This is a genomic window from Polynucleobacter sp. (genome assembly GCF_030693775.1).
Taxonomy (GTDB): domain Bacteria; phylum Pseudomonadota; class Gammaproteobacteria; order Burkholderiales; family Burkholderiaceae; genus Polynucleobacter.
This window is the reverse complement of sequence record NZ_JAUXZY010000004.1, coordinates 254,837-278,776: the sequence shown is the minus strand read 5'-3', so window position 1 is coordinate 278,776 and position 23,940 is coordinate 254,837. Positions and strand designations below refer to the sequence as shown.

Genomic DNA, 23,940 nt, shown 5'->3' with positions numbered 1-23,940 from the left:
ATTTCAGCAGCATGGTGGTTTCAAGGGGCTAGCCCCTTGAAAAATCCGCTTCCGCCCCACTTTTTAAATTTGAAGCGGATCACACTGCCTAATTGCCTGCTGTGTGTGCCGCATCTGCCTAACCCCTTACTTTTTTAGCAACGACACGCCATGACCACTGACCAAAAAGAAACCCTAGGCTTTCAAGCCGAAGTAAAGCAATTACTACAACTCATGATTCATTCCTTGTATTCCAACAAGGAAATTTTCTTGCGTGAACTGATCTCCAACGCATCGGATGCAGCGGACAAGTTACGCTTTGAAGCCATGACTCACCCCGATTGGTATGAATCCAATCCGGACTTGGCGATTCAGATTGAATTGGATAAAGCAGCCCGCACTCTCACTATCTCCGATAACGGCATTGGTATGAGCCGCGATGAAGTCATTAGTAATTTAGGCACGATAGCCAAATCTGGGACGAAAGAATTTTTCTCCAAACTCTCCGGCGATCAGCAAAAAGATGCGGCGCTGATTGGCCAATTTGGCGTTGGCTTCTATTCAGCCTTTATCGTCGCCGATCGCATTACCGTTGAAACCCGCAGGGCTGGTCTACCCGCCAGTGATGGCGTTCGCTGGGAGTCGGATGGCTCTGGCGAATTTACCGTAGAGCCAATTAACCGGCCTGAGCGCGGCACGTCTATCATCTTGCATCTGCGCGAAGGTGAAGACGACTTCCTATCGTCTTATCAGCTCAAGTCCATCATTCGCAAATACTCCGATCATATCTCCTTGCCAATTCAGATGCGCAAGGAAGAATGGGATGAGGAGAAAAAAGAGCAGGTACTCAAAGAAGAGTTTGAGGCCATCAACCAAGCAAGCGCCTTATGGTCTCGTTCCAAATCCGAAGTCAGTGAAGAGCAATACACCGAGTTTTATAAACACCTCTCGCATGACTATGAAGGTCCCTTGTGCTATTCGCACAACCGCGTAGAGGGCCGCAGTGAATTTACCCAACTCCTTTATGTCCCAGCGCATGCGCCATTTGATTTATGGGACCGCAATAAGCGGGGCGGCATCCAGCTCTATGTCAAACGGGTGTTCATCATGGATGACGCCGAACAATTGATGCCAACCTACCTGCGTTTTGTGACCGGCGTAATTGATTCGACCGACTTACCACTCAATGTCTCCCGTGAAATTCTGCAGGAATCACGCGATGTCAAAGTCATTCGTGAGAGCTCAACTAAGCGCGTACTCAGCATGCTGGAGGAATTGGCTAATAGCGACGACACTGCTAGGCAAGAAAAGTACCGCACCTTTTGGACTCAATTTGGCCAGGTACTGAAGGAAGGCATTGGCGAGGACCAAAGCAATCAAGAGCGCCTAGCTAAGCTACTACGCTTTGCCAGCACCCATACCGACACTGCCGAGCAAACAACGTCGCTGCCTGATTACATCGGACGCATGAAAGAAGGTCAAGACGCCATTTTTTACGTTACTGGCGAAACGTTCAATGCCGCCAAAAACAGTCCGCACCTGGAAATCTTCCGCAAAAAAGGCGTCGAAGTCTTGTTACTCTCAGACCGAGTAGATGAGTGGATGCTGTCGTTTATGCCTGAGTTTGAGGGTAAAAAACTAACCTCGGTTGCCAAGGGAGGACTGGATTTAGGTCAGCTTGCCGACGAAGCAGAAAAGAAGGAGCAAGAGTCCACCGAGAAAGAATTTAAGGACTTGCTCGAGAAAATGAAAACGGCTTTAAGCGAAAAAGCAAAAGATGTACGGGTGACCTTTCGCTTAACAGACTCGCCAGCCTGCCTGGTGGCCGATGAAAACGAACTCTCGGGCAATCTCTTGCGCATGCTCAAAGCGGCCGGGCAAGAGGCGCCCAGCACCAAGCCCATTTTAGAAATCAACCCCGAACATCCCTTGGTTTTAAAACTCAAGTACGATGACGCTGCATTTGACGAGTGGGCTAATTTGCTGTTTGATCAAGCCTTGCTTGCGGAGGGCGGACACTTAAGCGATCCCGCCAGTTTTGTAAAACGCATGAATAAAATGTTATTAGGCTAAGAACACCATGAGAAAAGTAGAAACACAATTCGGTAGCGGTGCATACGCGCAAAGCGTCACTGTGGGATCACATCAACTCGCATCAGACGTCGATGCTTCCAAAGGCGGTAGTGATAGTGGTCCGTCGCCCCATGAGTATCTTGCTGCGGCCCTTGCTAGCTGCACTGGCATGACTCTCAAAATGTATGCCAACCGTAAAAGCTGGGGGCTTGAGAACGCGATTGTGACAGTCAACATTAGCCGAATCGATGAGGTCGAACGCTTTACGCGCGAGATTTCCCTCGTTGGCAATTTAGATGCAGAGCAAACTGCGCGCCTAATGGAGGTTGCCGATAAGTGCCCAGTACATAAAGCGCTTATCGGCACGATTGCAATCGAAACCCAACTACTTAGCTAGCACAAGCCGGGCTTAACTTCGCTCGGCAGCTCACCTTATTTCGAGGTGCTGGAGGATCCAGAGCCGGCTGATTGCCCGGCCTTATAGCCCTGGTTGTATTGCTCTTGCTTTTCTTTTTCGTAAGAATCGTAAACATAACCCGATGCCGCCCCTACGGCAGCGCCACCAACTGCGCCCCAAATGGGATTGCCGTGGAAAATAGCCGTACCCACTGCCCCGGCCGCAGCACCAATCGATGCACCAGAAAGGGTGCGTTGTTCCGTAGTACTCATGTTCGAGCATCCTGCTGCTAAAAAGACGACTGAACTAATGGCGATTATTTTCTTCATAGATGGAACTCCTTTAAACAGGCATTGAGTGGATTAGCGTGCGCAGGGAAAGCGCACAGTCAAGAAGCGCAAAAAGGTGCCGGATGCAGGGCCACCTGCTGCTGGCGGATTATCTTGAACCCACTTCATATAACCTGCGATCACCTCATCGCGGGTTGGCGCCGGCTGCTTGATGCAAATATTTGACTTCGATGTTTTTGGATTACGGGTAGCCAAGTAGGTGTCATAGATTGCGGTGACATAACCAACGCAAAAACTGCGCGACTCTGGACTAGCCGGCGTTTTGCACGCGGTGATTAGCTCTTGGGTACTTAATACCGGAATTTTTTCTTGGGCCTGAGCGGCGCCTGAGAATGCAAAAACAATGCTGATGGCTAGAAGTGCTTTTTTCATGGGGGTTTTCCCTAGAGTGGTCCTCGTTTGATGATAAACCAAACGCAAAAGTCGCTGTATAAATAGATGCATTACTGAAGCTGTCCGCAAAGCTGCTTTCGCATCACGTCGTTATTGGCAATCCATCATCCGTAGTAAGCGCCATCACGATATGCACAGAGCGTCTCCTTCAAAATGAGATGCGCAAGGGGTGTAATATCTATGAAAGTCGAAATGTTCCATTTTGTACTTTTATAAAAATTATTAACTTAAGGTTTAGCGCGAGGCATATTCAAGTCGATCACTCGGTACGATGATTTATCTCAATCATCCTTCCCTCCCTACTTAGCTGCCAATCGCTGACAACATACCCATTTATTCAAAGTCTGATATGAAAATCGAAACCTCTCAATTTAGCAAAATCGATACAAAGCACTGCCAAGATGATATGCAGGCATATTGGATGCCCTATACCCCAAACCGCTACTTTAGAAAAAATCCGAAGGTAATGGCGAGCGCCAAAGGCGTTTATTACACCGATGATCATGGGCGTAAATTATTTGATGGCGCTTCTGGCCTTTGGACCTCGCCACTGGGCCATGGCGACCCCCGTATCATCGAGGCTATTCAGAAGCAATACCAGACGATGGATTACGTTCCGGCATTTCAAATGGCCAGCAAAGAAACCTTTCGCTTGGCCAATCGCATTACGCAATATGCTCCCGCTGATTTAGGAAAAGTGTTCTTTGTGAACTCCGGATCGGAAGCGGTCGATACCGCCCTCAAGATGGCGATTGCTTACCATCGCGCCCGAGGGGAGTCGAGTCGCACTCGGATGATTGGCCGCGAGCGCGCGTATCACGGAGGCTGCGTTGGTGGAATTTCAGTGGGAGGCATCCCCACGAATCGCAAAATGTTTAGCCCCATGATGATGCCGGGGGTTGATCATCTACCGCACACCCTAAACCTGTCGCAAATGGCATTTTCAAGAGGGCAGCCTACCTGGGGCGCTCACTTGGCGGATGATCTTGAGAGATTGGTAGCATTGCATGACGCAAGTAATATTGCTGCCGTCATTTTGGAACCAGTGCAAGGCTCTACTGGGGTGATTGTTCCGCCGGTAGGTTACCTGGAAAAAATTCGGGAGATTTGCACCAAGCACGGCATCCTGCTGATTTTTGATGAAGTCATTACTGGTTTTGGTCGCCTTGCAGCCAACTTTGGCGCAGATCGCTTTGGGGTAAAGCCCGACATGATTACATTCGCTAAAGCCATCACCAATGGTGTTATTCCGATGGGCGGCATCATTGCGCACAACGACATTTACGAGACCATTACGGGCAGCGGCGGCCAAGAGCAGTTAATCGAGTTTTTTCATGGCTTTACCTATTCAGGTCACCCACTTGCGACTGCAGCTGCTCATGCATGCTTGGATATCTTCGAAGATGATGACATTTTGGCGCGCACGAAAGTTCTAGAGCAGGTCTTGGGCGATGCCGTTCACTCCCTCAAGGGCATGCCTGGGATTTTGGATATCCGGAATTGCGGTGTCTCGGCCGCATTCGATCTAGAGCCGATTGCCGGTAAACCCGGTTTACGCGGCATGCAGGTTTTGGAGAGCTGCATCGAGCACGGTATTTTGGTGCGCATTACCGGCGATACCATCGCCATGGGCCCACCCTTTGTTGCGACCGCCGAAGAAGTCCAATCCTTGGTTGAAACCTTTGGCCGCGTCATTCAGAAGTCATTTAACTAATTAGTCATCCATTCCACTTCCACTTTCCGAAAGACAACATAATGAACCTCAGCAAATTTTTCTCATTACGAACCATTGCCTCGGTCGGCTTGCTCAGTTTTTGCATTGGCTTTGCTCAAGCCAACCCAGACAGTGATTGGCCAAAAAAACCAATTAAAGTTGTTTTATCCTTCCCTGCAGGCGGTTCAACGGATGTATTTGCAAGGGCGATCATGGTTCCGCTCGGCGAGGCCCTGGGCCAAGCCATGGTGATTGAAAATAAGCCCGGTGCAGGCGGCATGATTGGGCTTGGAGCTGCTGCCAGTGCGGCGCCGGACGGCTACACCATTCACTTTAGTGCTTTAACTAATCAGGCAATCTCCCAAGCCCTGTACAAAAATCCGCCCGCAGATTTAAGGACAAGCTTTGCTCCAGTGTCTTTGGTGGGTGCCGTACCTCACGTACTCGTTGTTAATCCAACGGTACCCGCTAAAAATGTTGCGGAATTAACGGCATTTATTAAATCGCGAAATGGTAATTTTAGCTATGCCTCACAAGGAAATGGCACCCTATCCCACCTTGAAGCTCAGGTCTTCATGCAGCGCATTGGGGCCGCTGGGGTCCATGTTCCCTACAAAGGCAGTAGCTTTGCTTTGCCCGATCTGATCGCGGGCAATACATTAATGATGTTCGATAGCGTCACTGCCTCACTACCCCACATCAATAGTGGCAAATTGCGTCCTCTTGGAATTGCATCGAGCGAACGCTCACCGCTAATGCCAACGGTTCCAACAATGGCACAGGCTGGAATGATGAAATTTGATGTGGAGAATTTATTCGCTATTTACGCTCCTAAAGGAACCTCACCAAAGATCATTAATCGATTGGAAAGTGAATTGCGCCGGATTATTACCAATCCCGATTTGAAGCAACGTCTTGCTAATCAGGGCATTCTTCTTCAGTTTGAAAATGCCGGTAAGCTCGCTGAAGTAACCAATGCGGAGCATGACAAGTGGGGCAAGATCGTCAATGCAGCTAATATCAAAATCGATTAATTCATGATGGATATCGCACATCCTTACGGCCGCGGAAGAACCCCTGTATTAGCGCGCAATGCGGTTGCTAGCTCTCAACCGTTAGCGACGCAAGCTGGATTAGAGGCGCTACAACAGGGTGGCAATGCGGTCGATGCCGCACTGGCTACTGCAATTACATTGACCGTTGTTGAGCCCACCATGAATGGGCTTGGCGGCGATGGATTTGCCCTAATCTGGGACGGCAAAAAACTACACGGCCTCAATGCATCGGGCCGAGCGCCGGCCGCATGGACACCTGAATATTTTGCAGGTAAGTCGGCAATGCCATTGATTGGCTGGGATACGGTAACCGTTCCTGGTATGGTATCGGGCTGGGTTGCGCTTTCTAAAAAGTTTGGGCGATTGCCTTTTGCATCCTTGTTTAAACGCTCCATTGCGTACGCCGAGCATGGCTTTCCCGTCTCACCCGTGATTGCAAGACAGTGGCGCGAGGCCATTCCCGTCCTCCAAGGTCAGCCGGGATTTTTAGAATCCTTCACAACACAGGGCCGAGCCCCACTTGCTGGAGAAATCTGGCGCTTTCGAGAGCAAGCCAAGACCTTGCGTAGCATTGCCGATAGCACTGGAGAATCGTTTTATAAAGGCGAGATTGCGCAGGCCATTGTTGATTTTTCAAAAAAGACGGGCGGATCTTTTTCTTTGGCCGACTTTCATTCAAATGAAGCGAATTGGGTGGAGCCACTTGATTTCAAATACAAGGGTTATACCCTTTCTGAAATCCCCCCCAATGGCACTGGAATCATCGCTCAGATGGCATTGGGAATCTTGGATGCATTAAATGCAACGCAGTATCCACGTTATTCTGCAGAGCGTATCCACCTCCAAGTAGAGTCCATGCGACTTGCCTTTGCCGATGCCTATGCGCATGTTGCTGACGCGGGCTCGATGCATTTAGATCCGCGTGCACTGTTGGACTCAAAATACCTTGCACGCCGTGCTGCATTAATTGACCACAACAAAGCTGGGCAATACGCCAGCGGTGATCCGCATTCAGGTGGCACGGTGTATTTGTGCGCTGCGGATGATTCCGGAATGATGGTTTCATATATCCAATCCAACTTCAAAGGATTTGGTTCGGGCGTGGTTGCGCCGGGCGGTATTGCACTCCATAACCGTGGCATGAGCTTTAGTCTCGTACCCGGTCACCCCAATCAAGTGGCTCCAGGCAAGCGTCCATTTCACACCATCATCCCCGCTTTTTTAAGCAAAGACAATGCGCCGGTCATGGCATTTGGTGTGATGGGTGGAAACATGCAGCCCCAAGGTCACTTACAAATGCTCATGCATTTTGTTGATGATCAACTCAATCCCCAAGCCTGCTCGGATTCACCACGCTGGCGCATTGATGACCTAGGAAAACTCACCGTTGAGTCCTCTATGCCATCTGATGTGGTTGATGGCTTGCGCAAACTTGGTCACGATGTCACGGTCATGCCGTCTGACAGCCTTGATTTTGGAAGCGCTCAGGCCATTGCCCTGATCGGTGAAGACGTGTCTGGCGGTTATATTGCTGGCAGCGATCATCGTCGTGATGGCATTGCTGCTGGGTTTTAATTGCCCTAAGCCCTAGTAAGCCCAAGCAATCTTTTTTATTCAGGCCTCTGCGTGTAAAGCGACAGAGGGCCTGATTTTTGCACTTATTTGGTGCAAATTTACGGTTCATGCCCTCCTCGATTCCCCATAATGACGCATCAATTAAAGGGATAGGCCATGGATTCATTTAAGACCGGCAGTGATGCGTTGTTTATTTTGATGGGCGCCATTATGGTGCTTGCCATGCATGCAGGCTTTGCATTTTTAGAGCTGGGCACCGTGCGCAAGAAAAACCAAGTCAACGCACTCGTCAAAATCTTGGTTGATTTTGCTGTCTCTACGATTGCCTATTTCTTCATTGGCTACAGCATTGCCTACGGCATCAACTTCTTTTCTGGCGCAGAAGTCCTGGCGCAAAAAAATGGCTACGAGTTAGTTAAATTCTTTTTCTTGCTCACCTTCGCTGCAGCAATTCCAGCAATTGTTTCTGGTGGTATTGCCGAGCGTGCCAAATTCAATCCCCAGTTGATTGCTACTTTTTTACTCGTCGGTTTTATCTATCCCTTTTTTGAGGGCATTACCTGGAACCAGCATTACGGCATCCAAGCGTGGATTAAAGAACTGACTGGCGAAGAGTTCCATGATTTTGCCGGCTCCATCGTAGTCCATGCAATGGGTGGTTGGATTGCTCTACCCGCCATTCTCTTGCTTGGCGCGCGCCGTGGTCGCTACACCAAAGACGGCAACGTCTCAGCACATCCACCTTCCAATATTCCATTTTTAGCACTCGGGGCTTGGATTTTGGCGGTAGGCTGGTTTGGCTTTAATGTGATGAGCGCACAAACGATTGATAAGATCAGCGGCCTCGTTGCTCTCAATTCGTTAATGGCGATGGTGGGCGGCACTTTATCTGCTTGGCTGATTGGTAAAAACGATCCGGGCTTCTCTTACAACGGCCCCTTAGCTGGCTTGGTTGCTGTCTGCGCCGGCTCGGACTTAATGCACCCCTTGGGCTCCTTAGTGGTTGGCCTGGTTGCAGGTGCTTTATTCGTCTACACCTTCACGCTCGCGCAAAACCGCTGGAAGATCGACGACGTCCTTGGGGTCTGGCCATTGCATGGCTTGTGTGGTCTTTGGGGCGGTATTGCTGCCGGCATCTTTGGCACAACCGCATTCGGCGGACTGGGTGGCATTTCCCTTGCAGGGCAGCTGATTGGTAGCTTCCTGGGGGTTAGCATTGCCCTAGTTGGCGGCTTTGTGGTGTATGGCCTGCTCAAGCTAGTGATGGGCATCCGCCTATCCCAAGAAGAAGAGTTTGATGGGGCTGATTTAAGTATTCACCGGATCTCCTCTACCCCTGATCGCGAATCCAGCTGGTAAACCGCATCGCAGCCATGTCTGCATAGCCTATCTATAATGGGATATGGCTATTTATGAACTCGATGGTATTGCACCCCAATTAGAAGAAGGGGCTTTTGTGGCGGACAGTGCTGAAGTCATTGGGCATGTCCGATTAGGCAAGAACGCCAGCGTCTGGTCAAAGACCGTCGTGCGCGGTGACAATGATCAGGTCATCATTGGCGACGAGAGCAATGTGCAAGATGCCTCGGTACTACACTCGGATCCTGGATTTCCACTCATCATCGGCAAGCGGGTCTCGATTGGCCACAAAGTCATGCTGCATGGCTGCACGATTGGTGATGGGTCCTTAATTGGCATTGGGGCCATCGTGCTCAATGGCGCCAAAATTGGCAAGCACTGCTTAGTCGGTGCCGGCGCCCTGGTCACCGAAGGAAAAGAATTTCCCGATGGCTCGATGATTCTGGGCTCGCCTGCCAAAGCAGTCAAACAACTCAGCCCAGAACACATTCAGAATATCGAGCGCATTGCCGATCATTATGTTGAAAATGCGACGCGCTTTCGGGCTGGCTTAAAAAAGATCGGCTAAGTTACTTTGCTACCCGTCCTCAGTGTTGTCGTCCCGGTTTTTGCGCTGATTCTGGCGGGATTTATTGCGGGTAAGACCGGCAAACTCGGCCCTAACGCCTCTACTGAAATCAACCGCTTTGTCGTCTGGCTAGCACTGCCTGCACAACTCTTTACCTTCACCGCAAATAGTGATTGGCAAACCCTGTGGCAACCGGGTTTCATCATTGCCTTTAGTGCTGGGTGTTTTGCGGTGTACATCGCACTGCTGCTGTACCGCTGGTATCACACGCGCGATTGGGTGGCGGCTAGCTTTACAGGATTAAGTGGCTCGTACGCCAACACTGGCTACATGGGTATCCCACTTTGCCTCTTAGCCTTAGGTGACGACGGGCTGGCGCCTGCGGTGATTGCAACCTTAGTGGTGGTCTGCGGCCTATTCGGCCTAGCGATTGTGTTTATTGAATTCGGCAAACAATCCCATAAGCCCTGGTACGAGATCATCGCGATTGTTTTAGGTTCACTTGCAAAAAATCCATTATTGGTTGCGCCGATTGCCGGAGCAGCGTGGTCTGCGAGTGGGCTACAGATGATTGAACCTGCTCAGCAGTTTTTATCCTTCCTAGCCGCAGCAGCCAGCCCCTGCGCCCTGGTTTCGATTGGCCTCTTCTTGATGCAAAAGAGCGATGGCAAAGTCAGTGGGGTTTGGAGCCTAACGTTCATCAAGTTAATTGTTCAACCTGGCGTGGCGTGGCTGGTTGCCGAGCCTATTCTCGGCCTACCTTTATTCTGGGTTCAGGCTGCCGTACTCATGAGCGCCCTGCCCACAGGCACTGGTCCATTTATGCTGGCGCAGTATTACCAAGCCGATGGCTCTGCAATCTCACGTATTGTTTTACAAACCACGCTGGGCTCGATCGTGACGCTGTCTATGATCATCTGGTGGATCAATCAGACTGCCTAAGCTGCAAAACTAAAACGCGGGATTGGCACCCTCGGCATCGATTTGTTTTTCCCAAGAAGCATCAATAAAGGCCGGCAGCTTCATGCACTCCTGAAAGATGGCCATCAAACGCGGATAGAGCATGACATCCATCTTGGCATCCAGCGCATTAAAGAGCTGTGGCACCAAACAAACATCCGCCAGTGTGACTTGATCGCCATAACAAAAACGCCCTGATCGTGGATCCTTGCTGATCTGCGCCTCAAGACCGGCAAGGCCAGTAGCAACCCAGTGCCGATACCATGTGCTACGCGCCTCTTCACTCACTTCCAATTGGCGAACGAGGTAGCGCGACACCCGTAAATTATTAATCGGATGAATGTCGGCAGCAATATCCAAAGCTAAGGCGCGCACCCAGGCGCGATCTACTGGATCGCTAGGCAGCAGCGGTGGCTTGGGGTAGGCCTCGTCTAAGTACTCCACAATCGCAAGCGATTGATGGATGCGCACATCACTCTCTTCATAGAGCGGAATCAAGCGATTGGGATTTTTCTCGCCGTACACAGGCTGCAGCTGATCACCGCCTTTTTTAGTGAGGTGCGTAGCGATGGTGTCGTAATCGATGCCCTTGAGATGGAGCGCAATCCGCACCCGAAAGGCTGCGGAGCTACGCCAAAAACTATAGAGACGGGGTTTCATAAAAAGTACTTCACAAAAAAGATGGAACGAGTTGAAAAATTAACGTGATCGCGTAATAAAGCGTTTGGGTACGCGCAAGTTCCAATGAATGGCAGCTGCCCTAAAACCAAAGATGAGCAGCATGCAGGCAATCGCACCTTGCGTTGTATAGGCGGGAGCGTATTCCAAAATCAGAACGTACACAATGCAACCTAAGGAAACCGGAATGGCATAGAGCTCATGCGACATCAAGAGATTCTTTCTGCCAGCCAGCATATCCCGAATCAGGCCGCCGCCAATCGCGGTAATCACGCCTAGGATCACTGGCGCGAGCGGTAAACCGAAATCCATATTCCAGGCCTTATCGGCCCCCTGAATACCAAATAAAGCTGCGCCAAATCCATCCAAGTAAAGCATCCAGCGATAAATCTGCGGCTGGGTAAAAAAGGCTTCTAAGTAGAAAGCAATCGCGCTAGCCGCCAAGGCAACCCACAAATAAATCGGCAGGCTTGCCCAAAAAACCGGGGTTTCTAAAATCAGGTCGCGCACGGTACCGCCGCCTATTGCAGTGATTAAGCCTAGTACCATCACACCAAATAAATCCACGCCGCGATCGGCAATCGCAAGTACGCCAGTCACAGCAAACGCAACCGTTGCAATGATGCCAATCCAAAAACTGAGGTTTTCCATAGGGTGCAGTCTAAAGCACTTCACCATGGCAAGCCATTTTTAGGCAATAAAAAACCCGCTCCGAAGAGCGGGTTAGTCAACTCCCAAGATTTCGCTTGGGGATCACACGAGCAAGTTAACTTGCATTCGTATTGAGCGTATCGCCTCGTAAGGTTGGATAACGCACGTGATCGATCAGGTCTTGAATATCTTTACGTGGGGCTGGGGTTACCAAGCTCACCAAGATAATCAATGCAAAGCCGATTGGCACGCCAAAAATACCAGCAGAAATTGGCTGAATTCCATACCAAAGTTCAACTGGTGAGGTTACGCCGAATACGCCGCGTAACCATGGCTGTGTTGTGACCATGTAATAGAAGGTCACGCCCAAACCGGCAATCATACCCACGCAAGCACCCGCTTTGTTCGCACGTTTCCAGAAAATACCAAGGGTAAGTGCTGGGAAGAACGATGCAGCAGCAAAGGAGAACGCCGCACCAACCAAGAACAAGATGTCAGCTGGTTTCTGAGCCGCAACGTACGCTGCCGCTAAAGCTACCAACAACAACAATGCTTTGGAAATTGCAACACGACGGCTTGCAGGTGCATTTGGGTCGATCATTTTGTAGTACAGATCATGTGACAGTGCGTTAGCAATGGTCAACAGGAGTCCGTCAGCAGTCGACAGCGCAGCAGCTAAACCACCCGCTGCCACCATGCCGGAGATCACGTATGGCAAGCCACCGATTTCTGGGGTTGCCAGAACAATGATGTCGCCACCAATGGTCATTTCAGCCAACTGGAAAATACCGTCTTTGTTTACGTCAGCAACCGATAACAAAGATGGATCTACCTTGGTCCACTGCGCGATCCAGCCCGGCAGTTGATCAAATGGCGTCCCGACCAGCACCGTAAAGATCTCGTACTTCACCAACACTGCCAAAGCAGGTGCTGTGAAATACAGCAAGAAGATGAAGAACAAGGACCATGTCACGGATTCACGTGCCTGTTTTACCGACGGAGTCGTGTAAAAACGCATCAGAATGTGTGGCAATGCCGCTGTACCCACCATCAAACAGAAGATCAAGGCTAAGAAGTTACGACGTGAGGTATCGAAAGCCGTACGGGCCTTTTCGTCACCATCTGGATTACCCGCAAACTGCTGAGCATGACGAGGCATGTTAGCAAGTGGGTTCGAGCGGTTTGTTGCACCAGTACGTTGTGTTGTCCACAATTTTTTCGCAGCTTCTGCATCTTTTGGAACTGCAGCCAAGGCTTTTTCAGCTGCGGCGATTTCAGGTGCAGGTGCATTTGCAGCCTTCAAATCAGCAACTTTTTGCTCAGCAGCTGCTTTATCAGCAGCCAATGCAGCAGGTACGTCTTTCAGCTTCTCACCAAGAGCGTCAGCGCGTGCTTTGAAAATCGCACGAACTTCGAGCTCTTTTGGATCCTTGATCAGTTCAGCTTCTTTGGCAGTTACTTTTTCAAGCTGTGGGCCGTAAGCAAACTGAGGTATAGGATTACCAGTTTGCTTAACGGATAACCAAACCACTGGAATCATGTAAGCAATGATCAAGATGATGTACTGCGCAACTTGTGTCCAAGTAACCGCACGCATACCACCCAAGAACGAGCAAACCAAAATACCAGCCAAGCCCAAGAAAATACCAATCTCAAATGGCACGCCAGCCAAACGGGTTGTAATCAGACCAACACCGTAAATCTGGGCTACCACGTAGACGAAGGAGCATAGAATAGCAGCGAAAATTCCGATGAAGCGGGGAAGATTGCCGTCATAGCGTGCGCCCAAGAAGTCTGGGATGGTGAATTGACCGAACTTACGTAAGTAAGGGGCCAAGAACAAGGCCACTAAACAGTAACCGCCAGTCCAGCCCATGATAAAGGCCAAACCACCGTAACCTGTCAAGTACAAGGTACCGGCCATACCGATAAACGACGCGGCCGACATCCAGTCCGAACCCGTTGCCATACCGTTATAGACCGCCGGAACCCGTCGACCCGCTACATAATATTCTGCAGCATCATTGGTACGGCTCATTACGCCAATACCAGCGTAGAGCAAAACCGTCGCACCTAAGAAGATGTAACCAATCATTGCGCGGCCTAAACCCATTTGCTCTGCAATACCTAACAGAATCACAAAGGTTATGAAGCCGCCCGTATAGTAGGTGTAAATCTTATTAAGGCCTTTTTTGAAAGCGGCATTACTTGAGCCGCCGCCGAAGACGCTACCGTCTCCACCACTAGGTGTCATTCCAGCCATGATTAGTCCTCCTCCACTTCAGCGCAATCGTATTCTTTGTCAAGGCTGTTCATGTAGTGCGCGTAGTAGGCAATGATCAGAACATAAGTTACTAAAGCACCTTGTGCCCCGACCCAAAAACTAAACGGCCATCCAAAAAAATTAAAGCTTAAATCACGGGCATAAAAGCCCACAACAAAGGTCACGACAAACCAGATGGCTAACAGAATTGATGTCATCCGTAGGTTCTTGGACCAATATTGTTTATGCGATTCTGTTAATTGCATAACAGTTTCTCCTTTAGTTAAAAAAATACATCTACTACTAATGCACTACTTAATACACACTACTAAAAACCACTAAACAGCTAAACCGGTTTCCCGCTCCAGCTGCTTAGCAAATTTGGGCTCAAAATTTTTGAGGTGAAGAATGATTTTGGTGGCCTCTTCAGGCTGATTGCGCTCGGCATACACCCGGGCCAACTGGTACCAGGCGTAGGGGCTCATCGGCTGCAACTTCGTATTTTTCTTGAGGGCCTTGATGGCCTCGTCAAAGCGCTGTAATTGAATTAACACCAGACCAAGTCCGTACCAGGCTTGGTCTAAATTTTCATTGAGCTTAATCGCTTTGCGAAAGCTATGTTCCGCATCCTCAACCTGCCCCAGCTCTTCTTGCAAGAAACCCAGGTTGTACCAAATGGCAGCCGATGCGTCGGGCTTCATCGTTAAGCGTTTGTAGTCAGCAATGGCGCCGGCTTTATCACCATGCTCGGTCTTCATGTAGGCGAGACTCGTAAGGACGTAGTCGTCATGCGGAAAGCGGCGATTCATTTCTTCGAACACATCCATCGCCTGATTTTTGAGGCCAAACAAAATTAAGGCATTCGCACGCCATTTCATTAAGTGCCAATCGAGGCTACGCTTGCTTACTGACATGCTTCAATCCCGATGGAGATGCAGTGTTCAATCTTCGCTAAGGTCACGGCTATATAGAGAACGCCAACAATACAAAACGCAACGAACGGAATCTGACGATCAATAATTTGCTTGGGCGAAATGAAACGCGCAAGTAGAGTCCACGGTTTATTAATGATGCCAATCAGTTGGTAAAACAAATTGGTGTCGCGCTTTTGTCCAGCCAATACATACAGTAAGCCTTGGCCAATCAGACCTAAGGCGCCAATGTATAAAACGAGCTGGGCAATGTTTAAAAATAAAAGCACTAAAAATCCTAAAAGTTTCATTCCGACGCGGAACGCTTGGAAGTACAAGGATTATGGTGCTTATGGCAGGGTCGCCAAATCGGGGCTTTCCCCTATAAAACCGTTAAAAAATGAGGGTTTTGGAGGCCAGCCTAACGCGGAATCCAGTTCGCCTGACGGGCAATACTGCGCAAAGAAGACCATGAACTGGCTTCCCGTTTTAAATAGGGCCAGAGGCGCATCAGGAGCTCAGCAGTGGCAAATGTGTCTGCGGCAGCTTGGTGGCGCACGGCACACTCAATCCCAAAATGCCTCAGCCAATCATCTAAGGCACGCAAACTAGGGTTTACCCCTGTAATTTTGGCTAAGGGCTCGATGTCGAGCCATTCATTTTGAAGCGGCTTTAGGCCAGCCAATGCATAAGCGCGCCCCAGCATCGCCTCATCAAATGCCGAATGAAAAGCCAGTAATGGGCAATCACCAAGCCAAGCCCGGAATTCCTCTAGGACTTCTATCGGGGGTCTGCCATCGGCCTGCGCCTGAGCGCCAATGTGGTGAACCAAAATATTATCTTTGCTGCTCGGCAGATCTTGTTTGAGCACGGCTTCATAACTATCCCCAATCACAATCGCGATGCGCTCAAAATTGGGGCTGACCTCCAGCGCCACGGCAGCAATCGCGAGCAAGCGATCTGAATACGGGTCTAGGCCACTGGTTTCCACATCGAGCACAATCCAGCGCCGCGCTTCCGGTTGCTTTGCCTTAAATAGTGACCGCAGCCCATCAAATAGAGGCGCGTCTTTTAGATTAGCGAACATAGTCCAGCTGCAAATGCTGTTGCAAGGAACGTACTTTGAGTAGCGATTCTTTGAGGATGCTGCGATCGACCGAGTTCAGCTGGTCGATATCGATCACATTGGGGTTGCCGTTGATGCTGACCTCACCAATTTGCACCGCTAGGCGCTGGGTTTGCAAAAACTCAAACGCCGTAATCCAAGCGGCGCTCTCTACCTCCGGAACATTGAGGGCTCGTCCCACAGCGGCTAGGCGCTCGCGGGTATTAATCAGCTCAATTCCGTGAGCCAAGGAATAGATGCGCGCTGCATCCACCATTAAGGCTGTCCCCTGCAGTTTCAGGTCAATGGTTTTTTGGCCATTGATCTCGGTCGGCTCAATCGCGCCAAGCCAATTGAGCGGTACCCGTGAATTTAAGGCATTTTCAGCCAGCAATTTAATGAATCGCGGAATGGCCGCGGCCTTCACACGCACCAACTCTTTTAGCGGTATCAATAAATCGGCATTGCCCGCAAGTGCCCTTAGATCAAAAAAGATACTGGCTTTTAATAAGTCTTCTGGATTGCCTTGCTCAATCCAACGATCAAAGCGATTAAGCCATTCCTGCTGCGACAAACAGAGATCAGGGTTGCTGGCCATGATGTTGCCTTTGCACAGCGGATAGCCACAGACATCTAAGGCCTCATTCACCTCCCGCGCAAATTGAAGGTAGATCGCGCGCTGCGCCTCGCCCTCTTCATCGGCATACACCAAGGCATTGTCTTGGTCGGTTGCAATGGTTTGCTCGCTGCGCCCCTCAGAACCCAAGGCAATCCAGGCAAAACGACTGGGATTTAATTTGTAGCGATTAGCAACCATGGCAATCAGTTGCTCCGTCAACACATCATTTAAATGGCTAATGAGTGCGGTTAACTGGCGCGCTTGTACGCCCTGTCCAAGTAAGTTACGTGCAAAGGTCCGAATATCATCGGCGCATTTTTTCAAACCCTGGAGATCATCGGCAGCGCGTATGGACGTACTGATATTGCTGAGCGATAGGCGCTGCAAGGAAAACAAATCCCGTTCAGAAATAATCCCGGTCAAGCGGCCGCGATCCAAAATCGGTAAGTGGCGAATATTAAAACGTGACATTAAGAGGCCCGCCATCTCAGCCGTGTCATCGACACTTAAGGTCTTTACTCCGGTCGACATCACAGCTGAGATAGGCGTATTGAGATCTAAGTTACTCAGGGTCACGCGTGATAACACGTCATACCGCGTCAAGATACCGACGATGGTTTGTTCATCCTCGCAAATTAAGATCGACCCTACTTTCTTCTCGTGGATCAGTGTGAGCGCTTCACGTAGCGGGGTATTGGGGCTAGTGACTAGTGGCTTTTTTAAACGTAAATCACCCAGCCGACTTTCCAGCGATTGATCAGCTAAGGCCTGTGAGGCAAAGGAATTGCGCAGAGCAGTACGGGACTCCTGCAGCAATCCCCAAATGCGATTACTTAAAAAATCGCTGAACGGTTTAGATCGCCCCTGCAATTGGCGCATCGCAGCGACCGGAAAGAGCAAACAAAAACAATCGTCTACCGCACTATAGATAGTGGAAACAGGTCGGTTTGCAAATGCCGACCCAATCGAAAACAAACTGCCTGCATCCAGTAGAAAAGCGGTTTCCTCTATCCCCGGTATGTCACGACGGCCAGATACTCGGCCTTGACGTATCAGGTATAAAAATGAGGGTGGGCCATCTGCTGGCGATAGGATGACCTCTTTTGGGGCAAAGTAGGCCTCGCGCGACTGGCTTAAAAAATAATCCACATCCGCCGGGGCCATTTTGGAAAAGGGCAGGCTTTGCATCACTTGCTGGCGCAAATTTTGCACCAGACTGTGCGAGGGGGGGATGCGCGAGGAAGCCTGTTCTGCCATGAGTGAATCCGTACTCAAATAAAGAATGCATGGATGACTGCACTGCGCGCTCATTTAGAATACAGCTACGCATTACTTATCATATGTCCAATTAGTTCACTTATCAATACAATCAAATCCATTCAGAAATGCCAAGGTATCCTTAGCCATGAACCCCACCACCGTTAATATTGTTAGCAGCCTTTTGTTTGGACTGGCTGTAATCCACACTTTTTCCACTAAGTTTTTTGAGGGTTTAGCGCACAAGCAGCCCAACCATGCCGGGGTATGGCATTTGCTGGGTGAAGTGGAAGTGGTGTTCGGATTTTGGGCCATGGTCTTGGTTTCCTTCTTTTTCATTCATACCGGATCCGATGCCACGATTGCCTATTTAGAAAAGCTGAACTTTACCGAGCCACTTTTTGTATTTGTGATCATGATCATTGCGGCCAGTAAGCCCATATTGGAACTGTGTTTATTTTTAGTCCTGCGCGTCACCGCAATCCTGCCCGTTAAAAAGTCGGTTGGCTTTTTATGGGTCACACTCACACTCGTCCCCCTGTTGGGCTCGTTCATTACCGAGCCAGCTGCAATGACTGTGGCCGCACTACTGCTACGTGACTATTATTTTTCCAAGAAGATTTCGCCCAAGTTGATGTACGCGGGGCTGGCAGTACTCTTTGTCAATATCTCGATTGGCGGCGCCCTTACTCCCTATGCAGCCCCTCCAATCCTCATGGTAGCTAGCACCTGGAATTGGGATCTGTGGTTCATGCTCGAAAATTTCGGCTGGCGTTCTGCAGTTGCAGTGATAGCGAATTCCACCTTACTCGTATTTTTGTTCTACAAAGAATTGCGTGGCTTCAATATTCAGCCCAACGAAAAGAAAATTGATGCCATTCCGCTTGGCGTGATTTTTATTCATTTGGCCTTTTTGGTTGCGGTGGTTATTTCTGTACACCACTCGGTTTTATTCATGGGCTTGTTTTTATTCTTTGTGGGCTATACCACCGCGTATGCACGCTATCAAAATAAGCTCATCATTCGCGAGAGTTTGCTGGTTGCATTTTTCTTGGCGGGGCTTGTCGTCCTGGGCAGTCAACAAAAATGGTGGCTGCAACCCCTCCTCGTTAATCTCGATTCAACGACGGTCTACTATGGCGCAACTGTCCTTACGGCCATCACAGATAACGCAGCACTGACCTATTTAGGCTCTCTGGTGGAGGGCTTGTCTGATGAGTTCAAGTATTCGCTGGTCGCAGGCGCCCTCACTGGCGGCGGTCTTACCGTCATCGCCAACGCACCCAATCCAGCCGGTTACTCTATTTTGAAGTCTAGCTTTGATGAAGGCGCAATTAGTCCGCTGTATTTGTTCTTATATGCAGTACCGCCGACCATCATTGCCATCATCGCCTTCCGCTTTATCTAATGGCGCAAACCACACCAAAGGTCATCGCATTTGATGCCTATGGCACCCTCCTCGATGTGTATTCGATGGGGGTGTTAGCGGAAACGCTGTTTCCTGGCCAAGGTCAAGCCCTATGCGTTCTCTGGCGCGATCGGCAAATTGAATATACCCGCCTGATTACGATGAGCGATCCTACGGGATCGATGCACTATCAATCGTTCTGGGATCTGACCATTGCAGCGCTGCATTTTTCCTGCAAGCGCCTTGCAATTCCATTAAGCCAAGATCAGGAAGTGCAGTTGATGGGGCAATATGCCAAGTTAAGTGCTTTCCCGGAATGCCAAGCAACGCTGAGTCAGATTAAACAAGCGGGAATCGCTACGGCAGTACTCTCGAATGGCAACCAAGCCATGCTCTCTAAGGCATTGCAGGCGAATCAGCTCGACATTCTATTGGATCGCGTCATTTCCGTCGATGAAGTGCGCCAATTTAAAGTGAGTCCAGCAAGCTATGGTTTATTAACCCATCATTTTGATTGCGCCCCCAATGACATCCTCTTTGTCTCTAGTAATGCCTGGGATGTGATTGGTGCGGGGTGGTTTGGTCTCAATACATTTTGGGTAAATCGTACAAACTTACCTTTTGAAGAAATTGGTCCCAAGCCCACTTATACTGGGGCCAATTTAAACGACGTACTCGCTGCATTGCCTGCGTAACGCACACTCTCCAGCCAAAGGATTGCCTTGGAATTTTCTACCCTCATCGATTTATTTCTGCATCTCGATAAAAACTTAGCGATCGTTGCGAATGAATGGGGTGTGTGGATTTACGTTCTGCTCTTTGCCATCATCTTTGTGGAAACCGGCTTTGTAGTGATGCCATTCTTGCCAGGAGACTCGTTACTCTTTGTGGCGGGGGCGCTGTGCGCTGTGGGCGGCATGGATTTATATGTTCTGATGGCATTGCTGACTACAGCTGCGATCTTGGGCGATGCCCTCAATTATTCGATTGGGCGCTTTATCGGCAATAAAGTCTTCTCGTGGGAAGACTCGCGCTGGTTTAATCGCAAAGCATTTGATCAAGCACATGCCTTTTATGAAAAGTATGGCCCTATTACGATTGTCTTGGGTCGCTTTATGCCCTTCATTCGGACCTTCGCACCATTTGTGGCTGGCGTTGCGCACATGCGTTATCCCATATTTGCTTTTTACAATGTCATTGGCGGCATTCTGTGGGTTTGCAGCCTGACTGCATTGGGCTACTGGATTGGTGAGCACCCGTGGGTGAAAGCCAACTTCTCCCTCGTTGCCCTGGCCATGATCATTATTCCTGGCCTGCCTGCGCTGTGGATCTTCAGCAAAGAAGTGTTCAAAAAGTTCCAGGCGCGGCGCTCCTCAAACTAGTCCATCGCAGTGGCCGCCGTCACCAAGTCAGTAAATGCATGTATTTCAGTAATGTGCTTGTGTTTCTGAAACAGCGTTGTCTTGGGCTCAATTACAAAGGCCCGATCCGCAAGGTTGAGCATATTCAGATCGTTTAGATTATCGCCAATCGCCCACACCTCTTTAAAAGGCGGCTTGACTTTATTCGATAAAAATCGTTTCAGTACGTTACTTTTACAAATCAAATCATCAGCAGACTGCCCATTGGGTAAAAAATCGGGGTTAATTTTTAACTCCCCCGTGCAAATGTCATTCTGAAAATGCAAGGTATGCGCAATTGCAAAATCAGCAAAAATGCGCTTGCGCATTATTTCAGCAGCAATAAAGTAACCGTCTGACACGATTCCCACCATAAAGCCATCGCGCCTCATTTGATTGACGAACTCAACAACACCAGGTCGTATTGGCATTGCCATGGCCACTTTCTCAAACTGATTACGGTGGGTGTATTTGAATATTTCAGCAATGCGCTTGCTGCGTGTGCCCGCATCATTTTTGGGGTTATCCAGCAAAGCATCCAGGGTTTCATCGGTATGGGTATGGCGTGCTAAATCCAGCACAAAGCGGTTGGGTGTAATCGTGCCATCCATGTCTAGCAATACTAATTTGCTGCGATTTTTTTGCCGATGAATAATGTAATCAAACGATGCTGTAGCCTGCCTTTGGGCTTCGTACATTTCGGTAATTTGATCTACATGCAAACGCCCTGCTTCACGTGAATGGTGGTGAATCACCCGGGCCACTTCATTTGCCATGCTGGTCAAGTCCTGCAAGGATTGGCTATCGTGCTCTAAAGAGCCGATATCAACCTCAGCTATTGTTGCTCCTTTTCGGAATGCATCAATCAGCAGTCCAATGTCGACTCCATAGCCTGATTCAAATGTGAGGTGTTTTAGTAGGCTGGTTTTGGCCGATATGATTCCGCCTAAGGGCTGAGAAAAGCGGGCTAATTCTGGGAAAAATACTTTTAGCATGGGCTTAGCTGTAAGCTCCGTCACGCGACCGCCACCACGCCCGAAACTAGCTTTTACAAAATCAGCGCCATCGTGCATGAGGGGCTTGACCATATCCGAGATAATATTCTCCTGCAGTCCCGAGAGGTCGCCATCTAAAAATACGATGTACTCAAATTGAGCGGCAGCAATACCGTCTTGCATTGATGCGCCTTTACCCAGCATGGAACTAGTAATCACCGTCGCACCAGCTGCTTTTGCCATTGCGGCAGTCTGATCAGTAGAGCAATCGTCGACCACGATTACTTCACCCGTTGCTTGATCCCGTAAGGCATATTCGACTACGGATGCAATTGCTTTTTCTTCATTCAGCGCCGGAATAATGACCGAAGCCAAAATGGGCTTTAATTCATTAACACTGTCTACTGGCTTACTATCTGGGATGGCAACAACAATCTTCTTAAAAACGAGTTGCGCTTGAGTACGAAGAGTATGTTTGAACTTTCTCCATAAGCGCATGGTGAATGCTTTCATGGTCTCCTCCTAGGGAGATGAGTGAATTTGAATTATAAATCACTGCAATAGGCCCACAGCATTTCATCTTTAAAAGTGCTAAAAGTATTAAGCCATCAGTGCAATGCGGATTTATCAGCTCGCTATACTCAATTGAGCTGTTCTAGTGATGTCACGATGCCTTGCGTTCATTTTCTTTATTTCATAGGTTGCCAATGGACTTAATTTCGATCTTGGTTTCACTGGGTTTATTGATGTACCTTGCCTATCGCGGAATGAGCGTTCTCATCTTGGCGCCTGCTATGGCACTACTTGCGGTATTGCTTAGCGGGAATGTTACTGAGCTACTGCCGATTTATACCCAGGTATTTATGAAAGCAGTGGGCGGTTATGTCATTCAGTACTTTCCACTTTTTATATTAGGATCGATTTTTGGCAAGCTGATGGAGTCCTCGGGCTATGCCCTCGCCATTGCTCAAGGCATTACTGAAAAACTGGGGGCTCAACGCGCCCTTCTCGCCGTAGTTCTAGCATGTGCCATCCTGACCTACGGTGGTGTCTCCTTGTTTGTTGTGGCCTTCATGATGTATCCGATCGGAAAATCCCTTTTTGAACGTGCCCATATCTCAATTAACCTACTTCCCGGTGCAATTGCCTTAGGGGCATTTACCTTTACGATGACAGCCTTACCAGGAACGCCATCGGTACAGAATTCGATTCCAAGCCCCTTCTTTGGCACAGATTCGTTTGCGGCACCAGGTCTTGGCTTGATTGCCAGTTGCATCATGCTGGTTTTAGGTGTGCTGTGGCTCAATCGGCAGCGACGTGCACTCCAAATTAATGCTCCAGTTGCCGCGTCAGTTTCGATTGAAGGTGAGCCAGATATAGCAGCACAAGCATCAACCTCTATCACTAAGAAGCCGCCGATTTCTTTTGCTTCTGCCCTGCTACCAATCGCCTTGATGGCGCTCACTAATTTACTGATGGCGAAATGGTGGCTCCCACACTGGCAACCTGATTTCATTACGAGTAATCAGTTTGGGATTACGTCCTTATCATCGCTCACCGGTATTTGGGCCATCATTATTGCTCTCACAGTTGGGATTGCGTATATCTATGCGCTGCAAGTAGTTCAAGCGCAGCAGTTTTCCAAAGCCAATGAAGCAGTTAACCAAGGCTCGATTGGCTCTATGTTGCCGATACTCAATACCGCATCGGAAGTAGGCTATGGCTCGGTCATTGCTAGTCTGTCTGGCTTTTTAATCATTCGTGAATTCGTCTTGAGCATTGCGCCTGGCAATCCCCTGATTAGCGAGGCGGTTGCCGTGAACGTTTTGGCCGGCATTACCGGGTCAGCCTCAGGCGGCATGTCGATCACGCTCCAAACCCTCGGGGCAGATTACCTAGCCAAGGCCATTACCTTAGGCATCAATCCAGAGCTCTTGCACCGGATTGCAGTCATAGCCTCGGGTTGCATGGACACCTTGCCACATAATGGCGCTGTCATCACCCTGTTGGGGATTTGCCAACTCAGCCACCGCAGCGCCTATCGCTACATTGCCATGGTGACGCTCGTTTTTCCGCTTTTTGCGCTAGCCCTCATCATCCTACTTGCGTCCATCTTTGGTAGTTTTTAGGTCGGCACTGCAATATCCTAAAATAGCCATAATTTTTACAAGTTTCTGAGATTCATGTTGAAGCAGGATAATTACTGCTTTTGACTTCTATAGCTGTTCTC

At 49.3% G+C, this 23,940-nt stretch carries 23 protein-coding genes; 12 read left to right on the top strand and 11 right to left on the bottom strand.

Features of this window, described 5'->3' with window-relative positions:
• The first annotated feature begins 150 nt into the window (after positions 1–150).
• Complete coding sequence (gene htpG / locus Q8M75_RS04185; protein ID WP_305486506.1) at positions 151–2,052, top strand: molecular chaperone HtpG; 1,902 nt, start codon at positions 151–153, stop codon at positions 2,050–2,052.
• A gap of 7 nt (positions 2,053–2,059) precedes the next feature.
• Positions 2,060–2,449 carry an OsmC family protein gene (locus Q8M75_RS04180; protein WP_305486504.1) on the top strand — a complete coding sequence of 130 codons (390 nt, stop codon included), beginning with the start codon at positions 2,060–2,062 and terminating at the stop codon, positions 2,447–2,449.
• 35 nt (positions 2,450–2,484) lie between these two features.
• Here Q8M75_RS04180 and Q8M75_RS04175 read toward each other — a convergent pair whose 3' ends face one another.
• Both Q8M75_RS04175 and Q8M75_RS04170 read right to left on the bottom strand, forming a co-directional pair.
• Entirely contained in the window at positions 2,485–2,778 is a 294-nt protein-coding gene (locus Q8M75_RS04175; RefSeq protein ID WP_305486503.1) for a glycine zipper domain-containing protein, read from the bottom strand.
• Positions 2,779–2,811: 33 nt separating this feature from the next.
• The gene (locus Q8M75_RS04170; protein WP_305486501.1) at positions 2,812–3,171 is read right to left on the bottom strand and encodes a Rap1a/Tai family immunity protein; all 360 of its coding nucleotides are present in this window, start codon (positions 3,169–3,171) and stop codon (positions 2,812–2,814) included.
• 370 nt (positions 3,172–3,541) lie between these two features.
• Here Q8M75_RS04170 and Q8M75_RS04165 point away from each other — a divergent pair, with 370 nt between their 5' ends.
• The 6 genes from Q8M75_RS04165 to Q8M75_RS04140 all read left to right on the top strand — a co-directional run bounded on the left by Q8M75_RS04165 (position 3,542) and on the right by Q8M75_RS04140 (position 10,405).
• On the top strand, positions 3,542–4,906 hold the full coding sequence (locus Q8M75_RS04165; RefSeq protein ID WP_305486499.1) for an aspartate aminotransferase family protein: 1,365 nt from the start codon (positions 3,542–3,544) through the stop codon (positions 4,904–4,906).
• A 41-nt stretch (positions 4,907–4,947) separates the two neighbouring features.
• A complete protein-coding gene (locus Q8M75_RS04160; RefSeq protein WP_305486496.1) occupies positions 4,948–5,940 on the top strand; it encodes a tripartite tricarboxylate transporter substrate binding protein in 993 nt (330 codons plus the stop codon).
• Between the two features lie 6 nt (positions 5,941–5,946).
• Complete coding sequence (locus Q8M75_RS04155) at positions 5,947–7,536, top strand: gamma-glutamyltransferase family protein (protein ID WP_305488159.1); 1,590 nt, start codon at positions 5,947–5,949, stop codon at positions 7,534–7,536.
• 156 nt (positions 7,537–7,692) lie between these two features.
• Positions 7,693–8,895 (top strand): ammonium transporter, encoded by a 1,203-nt coding sequence (locus tag Q8M75_RS04150; RefSeq protein WP_305486495.1) that lies wholly within the window; start codon positions 7,693–7,695, stop codon positions 8,893–8,895.
• 43 nt (positions 8,896–8,938) lie between these two features.
• Positions 8,939–9,463, top strand: a complete 525-nt coding sequence (locus tag Q8M75_RS04145) for a gamma carbonic anhydrase family protein (RefSeq protein WP_305486492.1) — start codon at positions 8,939–8,941, stop codon at positions 9,461–9,463.
• A gap of 6 nt (positions 9,464–9,469) precedes the next feature.
• On the top strand, positions 9,470–10,405 hold the full coding sequence (locus Q8M75_RS04140; RefSeq protein ID WP_305486490.1) for an AEC family transporter: 936 nt from the start codon (positions 9,470–9,472) through the stop codon (positions 10,403–10,405).
• Positions 10,406–10,414: 9 nt separating this feature from the next.
• Here the strand turns inward: Q8M75_RS04140 and maiA are convergent, their stop codons facing one another.
• The 8 genes from maiA to Q8M75_RS04100 all read right to left on the bottom strand — a co-directional run bounded on the left by maiA (position 10,415) and on the right by Q8M75_RS04100 (position 17,907).
• The gene (gene maiA, locus Q8M75_RS04135) at positions 10,415–11,083 is read right to left on the bottom strand and encodes a maleylacetoacetate isomerase (protein WP_305486488.1); all 669 of its coding nucleotides are present in this window, start codon (positions 11,081–11,083) and stop codon (positions 10,415–10,417) included.
• A gap of 39 nt (positions 11,084–11,122) precedes the next feature.
• Positions 11,123–11,752 (bottom strand): trimeric intracellular cation channel family protein, encoded by a 630-nt coding sequence (locus tag Q8M75_RS04130; protein WP_305486486.1) that lies wholly within the window; start codon positions 11,750–11,752, stop codon positions 11,123–11,125.
• Positions 11,753–11,867: 115 nt separating this feature from the next.
• On the bottom strand, positions 11,868–14,015 hold the full coding sequence (locus Q8M75_RS04125) for a sodium:solute symporter family protein (protein WP_305486483.1): 2,148 nt from the start codon (positions 14,013–14,015) through the stop codon (positions 11,868–11,870).
• Positions 14,016–14,017: 2 nt separating this feature from the next.
• Positions 14,018–14,281, bottom strand: a complete 264-nt coding sequence (locus tag Q8M75_RS04120) for a DUF4212 domain-containing protein (RefSeq protein WP_305486480.1) — start codon at positions 14,279–14,281, stop codon at positions 14,018–14,020.
• A 72-nt stretch (positions 14,282–14,353) separates the two neighbouring features.
• Positions 14,354–14,929, bottom strand: a complete 576-nt coding sequence (locus Q8M75_RS04115; protein WP_305486477.1) for a tetratricopeptide repeat protein — start codon at positions 14,927–14,929, stop codon at positions 14,354–14,356.
• Positions 14,920–15,216: a hypothetical protein gene (locus Q8M75_RS04110; protein WP_305486475.1), complete on the bottom strand. Its 297-nt coding sequence runs from the start codon at positions 15,214–15,216 to the stop codon at positions 14,920–14,922. Before Q8M75_RS04110 ends, Q8M75_RS04115 begins: the two co-directional genes overlap by 10 nt.
• 131 nt (positions 15,217–15,347) lie before the next feature.
• A complete protein-coding gene (locus tag Q8M75_RS04105; protein ID WP_305486473.1) occupies positions 15,348–16,013 on the bottom strand; it encodes a 3'-5' exonuclease in 666 nt (221 codons plus the stop codon).
• The gene (locus tag Q8M75_RS04100) at positions 16,003–17,907 is read right to left on the bottom strand and encodes a DUF294 nucleotidyltransferase-like domain-containing protein (RefSeq protein WP_305486472.1); all 1,905 of its coding nucleotides are present in this window, start codon (positions 17,905–17,907) and stop codon (positions 16,003–16,005) included. The genes Q8M75_RS04105 and Q8M75_RS04100 overlap by 11 nt, the downstream gene beginning before the upstream one ends.
• Positions 17,908–18,055: 148 nt before the next feature.
• On the opposite strand from Q8M75_RS04100, the gene Q8M75_RS04095 reads away from it, so the two are divergent.
• Genes Q8M75_RS04095 through Q8M75_RS04085 form a run of 3 tightly spaced genes read left to right on the top strand, consistent with a single transcriptional unit; the run spans position 18,056 to position 20,697 of the window.
• The gene (locus tag Q8M75_RS04095; protein ID WP_305486470.1) at positions 18,056–19,315 is read left to right on the top strand and encodes a putative Na+/H+ antiporter; all 1,260 of its coding nucleotides are present in this window, start codon (positions 18,056–18,058) and stop codon (positions 19,313–19,315) included.
• Positions 19,315–20,010: a haloacid dehalogenase type II gene (locus tag Q8M75_RS04090; protein ID WP_305486468.1), complete on the top strand. Its 696-nt coding sequence runs from the start codon at positions 19,315–19,317 to the stop codon at positions 20,008–20,010. Before Q8M75_RS04095 ends, Q8M75_RS04090 begins: the two co-directional genes overlap by 1 nt.
• 27 nt (positions 20,011–20,037) lie before the next feature.
• On the top strand, positions 20,038–20,697 hold the full coding sequence (locus Q8M75_RS04085) for a VTT domain-containing protein (protein ID WP_305486466.1): 660 nt from the start codon (positions 20,038–20,040) through the stop codon (positions 20,695–20,697).
• Here Q8M75_RS04085 and Q8M75_RS04080 read toward each other — a convergent pair.
• Positions 20,694–22,223, bottom strand: a complete 1,530-nt coding sequence (locus tag Q8M75_RS04080) for an HAD-IB family phosphatase (RefSeq protein WP_305486464.1) — start codon at positions 22,221–22,223, stop codon at positions 20,694–20,696. The two genes, Q8M75_RS04085 and Q8M75_RS04080, sit on opposite strands and share 4 nt — an antisense overlap.
• Positions 22,224–22,417: 194 nt before the next feature.
• Here Q8M75_RS04080 and Q8M75_RS04075 point away from each other — a divergent pair, with 194 nt between their 5' ends.
• Complete coding sequence (locus Q8M75_RS04075; RefSeq protein WP_305486462.1) at positions 22,418–23,839, top strand: GntP family permease; 1,422 nt, start codon at positions 22,418–22,420, stop codon at positions 23,837–23,839.
• The last annotated feature ends 101 nt before the right edge of the window (positions 23,840–23,940 follow it).

Excerpts from the sequence above, each read along its gene's own strand:
- Q8M75_RS04075 (WP_305486462.1), top strand. The coding sequence starts at position 22,418 with ATGGACTTAATTTCGATCTTGGTTTCACTGGGTTTATTGATGTACCTT.
- Q8M75_RS04125 (WP_305486483.1), bottom strand. The coding sequence starts at position 14,015 with ATGGCTGGAATGACACCTAGTGGTGGAGACGGTAGCGTCTTCGGCGGC.
- Q8M75_RS04150 (WP_305486495.1), top strand. The coding sequence starts at position 7,693 with ATGGATTCATTTAAGACCGGCAGTGATGCGTTGTTTATTTTGATGGGC.
- Q8M75_RS04155 (WP_305488159.1), top strand. The coding sequence starts at position 5,947 with ATGGATATCGCACATCCTTACGGCCGCGGAAGAACCCCTGTATTAGCG.
- Q8M75_RS04130 (WP_305486486.1), bottom strand. The coding sequence starts at position 11,752 with ATGGAAAACCTCAGTTTTTGGATTGGCATCATTGCAACGGTTGCGTTT.
- Q8M75_RS04095 (WP_305486470.1), top strand. The coding sequence starts at position 18,056 with ATGAACCCCACCACCGTTAATATTGTTAGCAGCCTTTTGTTTGGACTG.
- maiA (WP_305486488.1), bottom strand. The coding sequence starts at position 11,083 with ATGAAACCCCGTCTCTATAGTTTTTGGCGTAGCTCCGCAGCCTTTCGG.
- Q8M75_RS04180 (WP_305486504.1), top strand. The coding sequence starts at position 2,060 with ATGAGAAAAGTAGAAACACAATTCGGTAGCGGTGCATACGCGCAAAGC.
- Q8M75_RS04175 (WP_305486503.1), bottom strand. The coding sequence starts at position 2,778 with ATGAAGAAAATAATCGCCATTAGTTCAGTCGTCTTTTTAGCAGCAGGA.
- Q8M75_RS04100 (WP_305486472.1), bottom strand. The coding sequence starts at position 17,907 with ATGGCAGAACAGGCTTCCTCGCGCATCCCCCCCTCGCACAGTCTGGTG.
- htpG (WP_305486506.1), top strand. The coding sequence starts at position 151 with ATGACCACTGACCAAAAAGAAACCCTAGGCTTTCAAGCCGAAGTAAAG.
- Q8M75_RS04170 (WP_305486501.1), bottom strand. The coding sequence starts at position 3,171 with ATGAAAAAAGCACTTCTAGCCATCAGCATTGTTTTTGCATTCTCAGGC.
- Q8M75_RS04105 (WP_305486473.1), bottom strand. The coding sequence starts at position 16,013 with ATGTTCGCTAATCTAAAAGACGCGCCTCTATTTGATGGGCTGCGGTCA.
- Q8M75_RS04080 (WP_305486464.1), bottom strand. The coding sequence starts at position 22,223 with ATGAAAGCATTCACCATGCGCTTATGGAGAAAGTTCAAACATACTCTT.
- Q8M75_RS04090 (WP_305486468.1), top strand. The coding sequence starts at position 19,315 with ATGGCGCAAACCACACCAAAGGTCATCGCATTTGATGCCTATGGCACC.
- Q8M75_RS04160 (WP_305486496.1), top strand. The coding sequence starts at position 4,948 with ATGAACCTCAGCAAATTTTTCTCATTACGAACCATTGCCTCGGTCGGC.
- Q8M75_RS04120 (WP_305486480.1), bottom strand. The coding sequence starts at position 14,281 with ATGCAATTAACAGAATCGCATAAACAATATTGGTCCAAGAACCTACGG.
- Q8M75_RS04145 (WP_305486492.1), top strand. The coding sequence starts at position 8,939 with ATGGCTATTTATGAACTCGATGGTATTGCACCCCAATTAGAAGAAGGG.
- Q8M75_RS04115 (WP_305486477.1), bottom strand. The coding sequence starts at position 14,929 with ATGTCAGTAAGCAAGCGTAGCCTCGATTGGCACTTAATGAAATGGCGT.
- Q8M75_RS04165 (WP_305486499.1), top strand. The coding sequence starts at position 3,542 with ATGAAAATCGAAACCTCTCAATTTAGCAAAATCGATACAAAGCACTGC.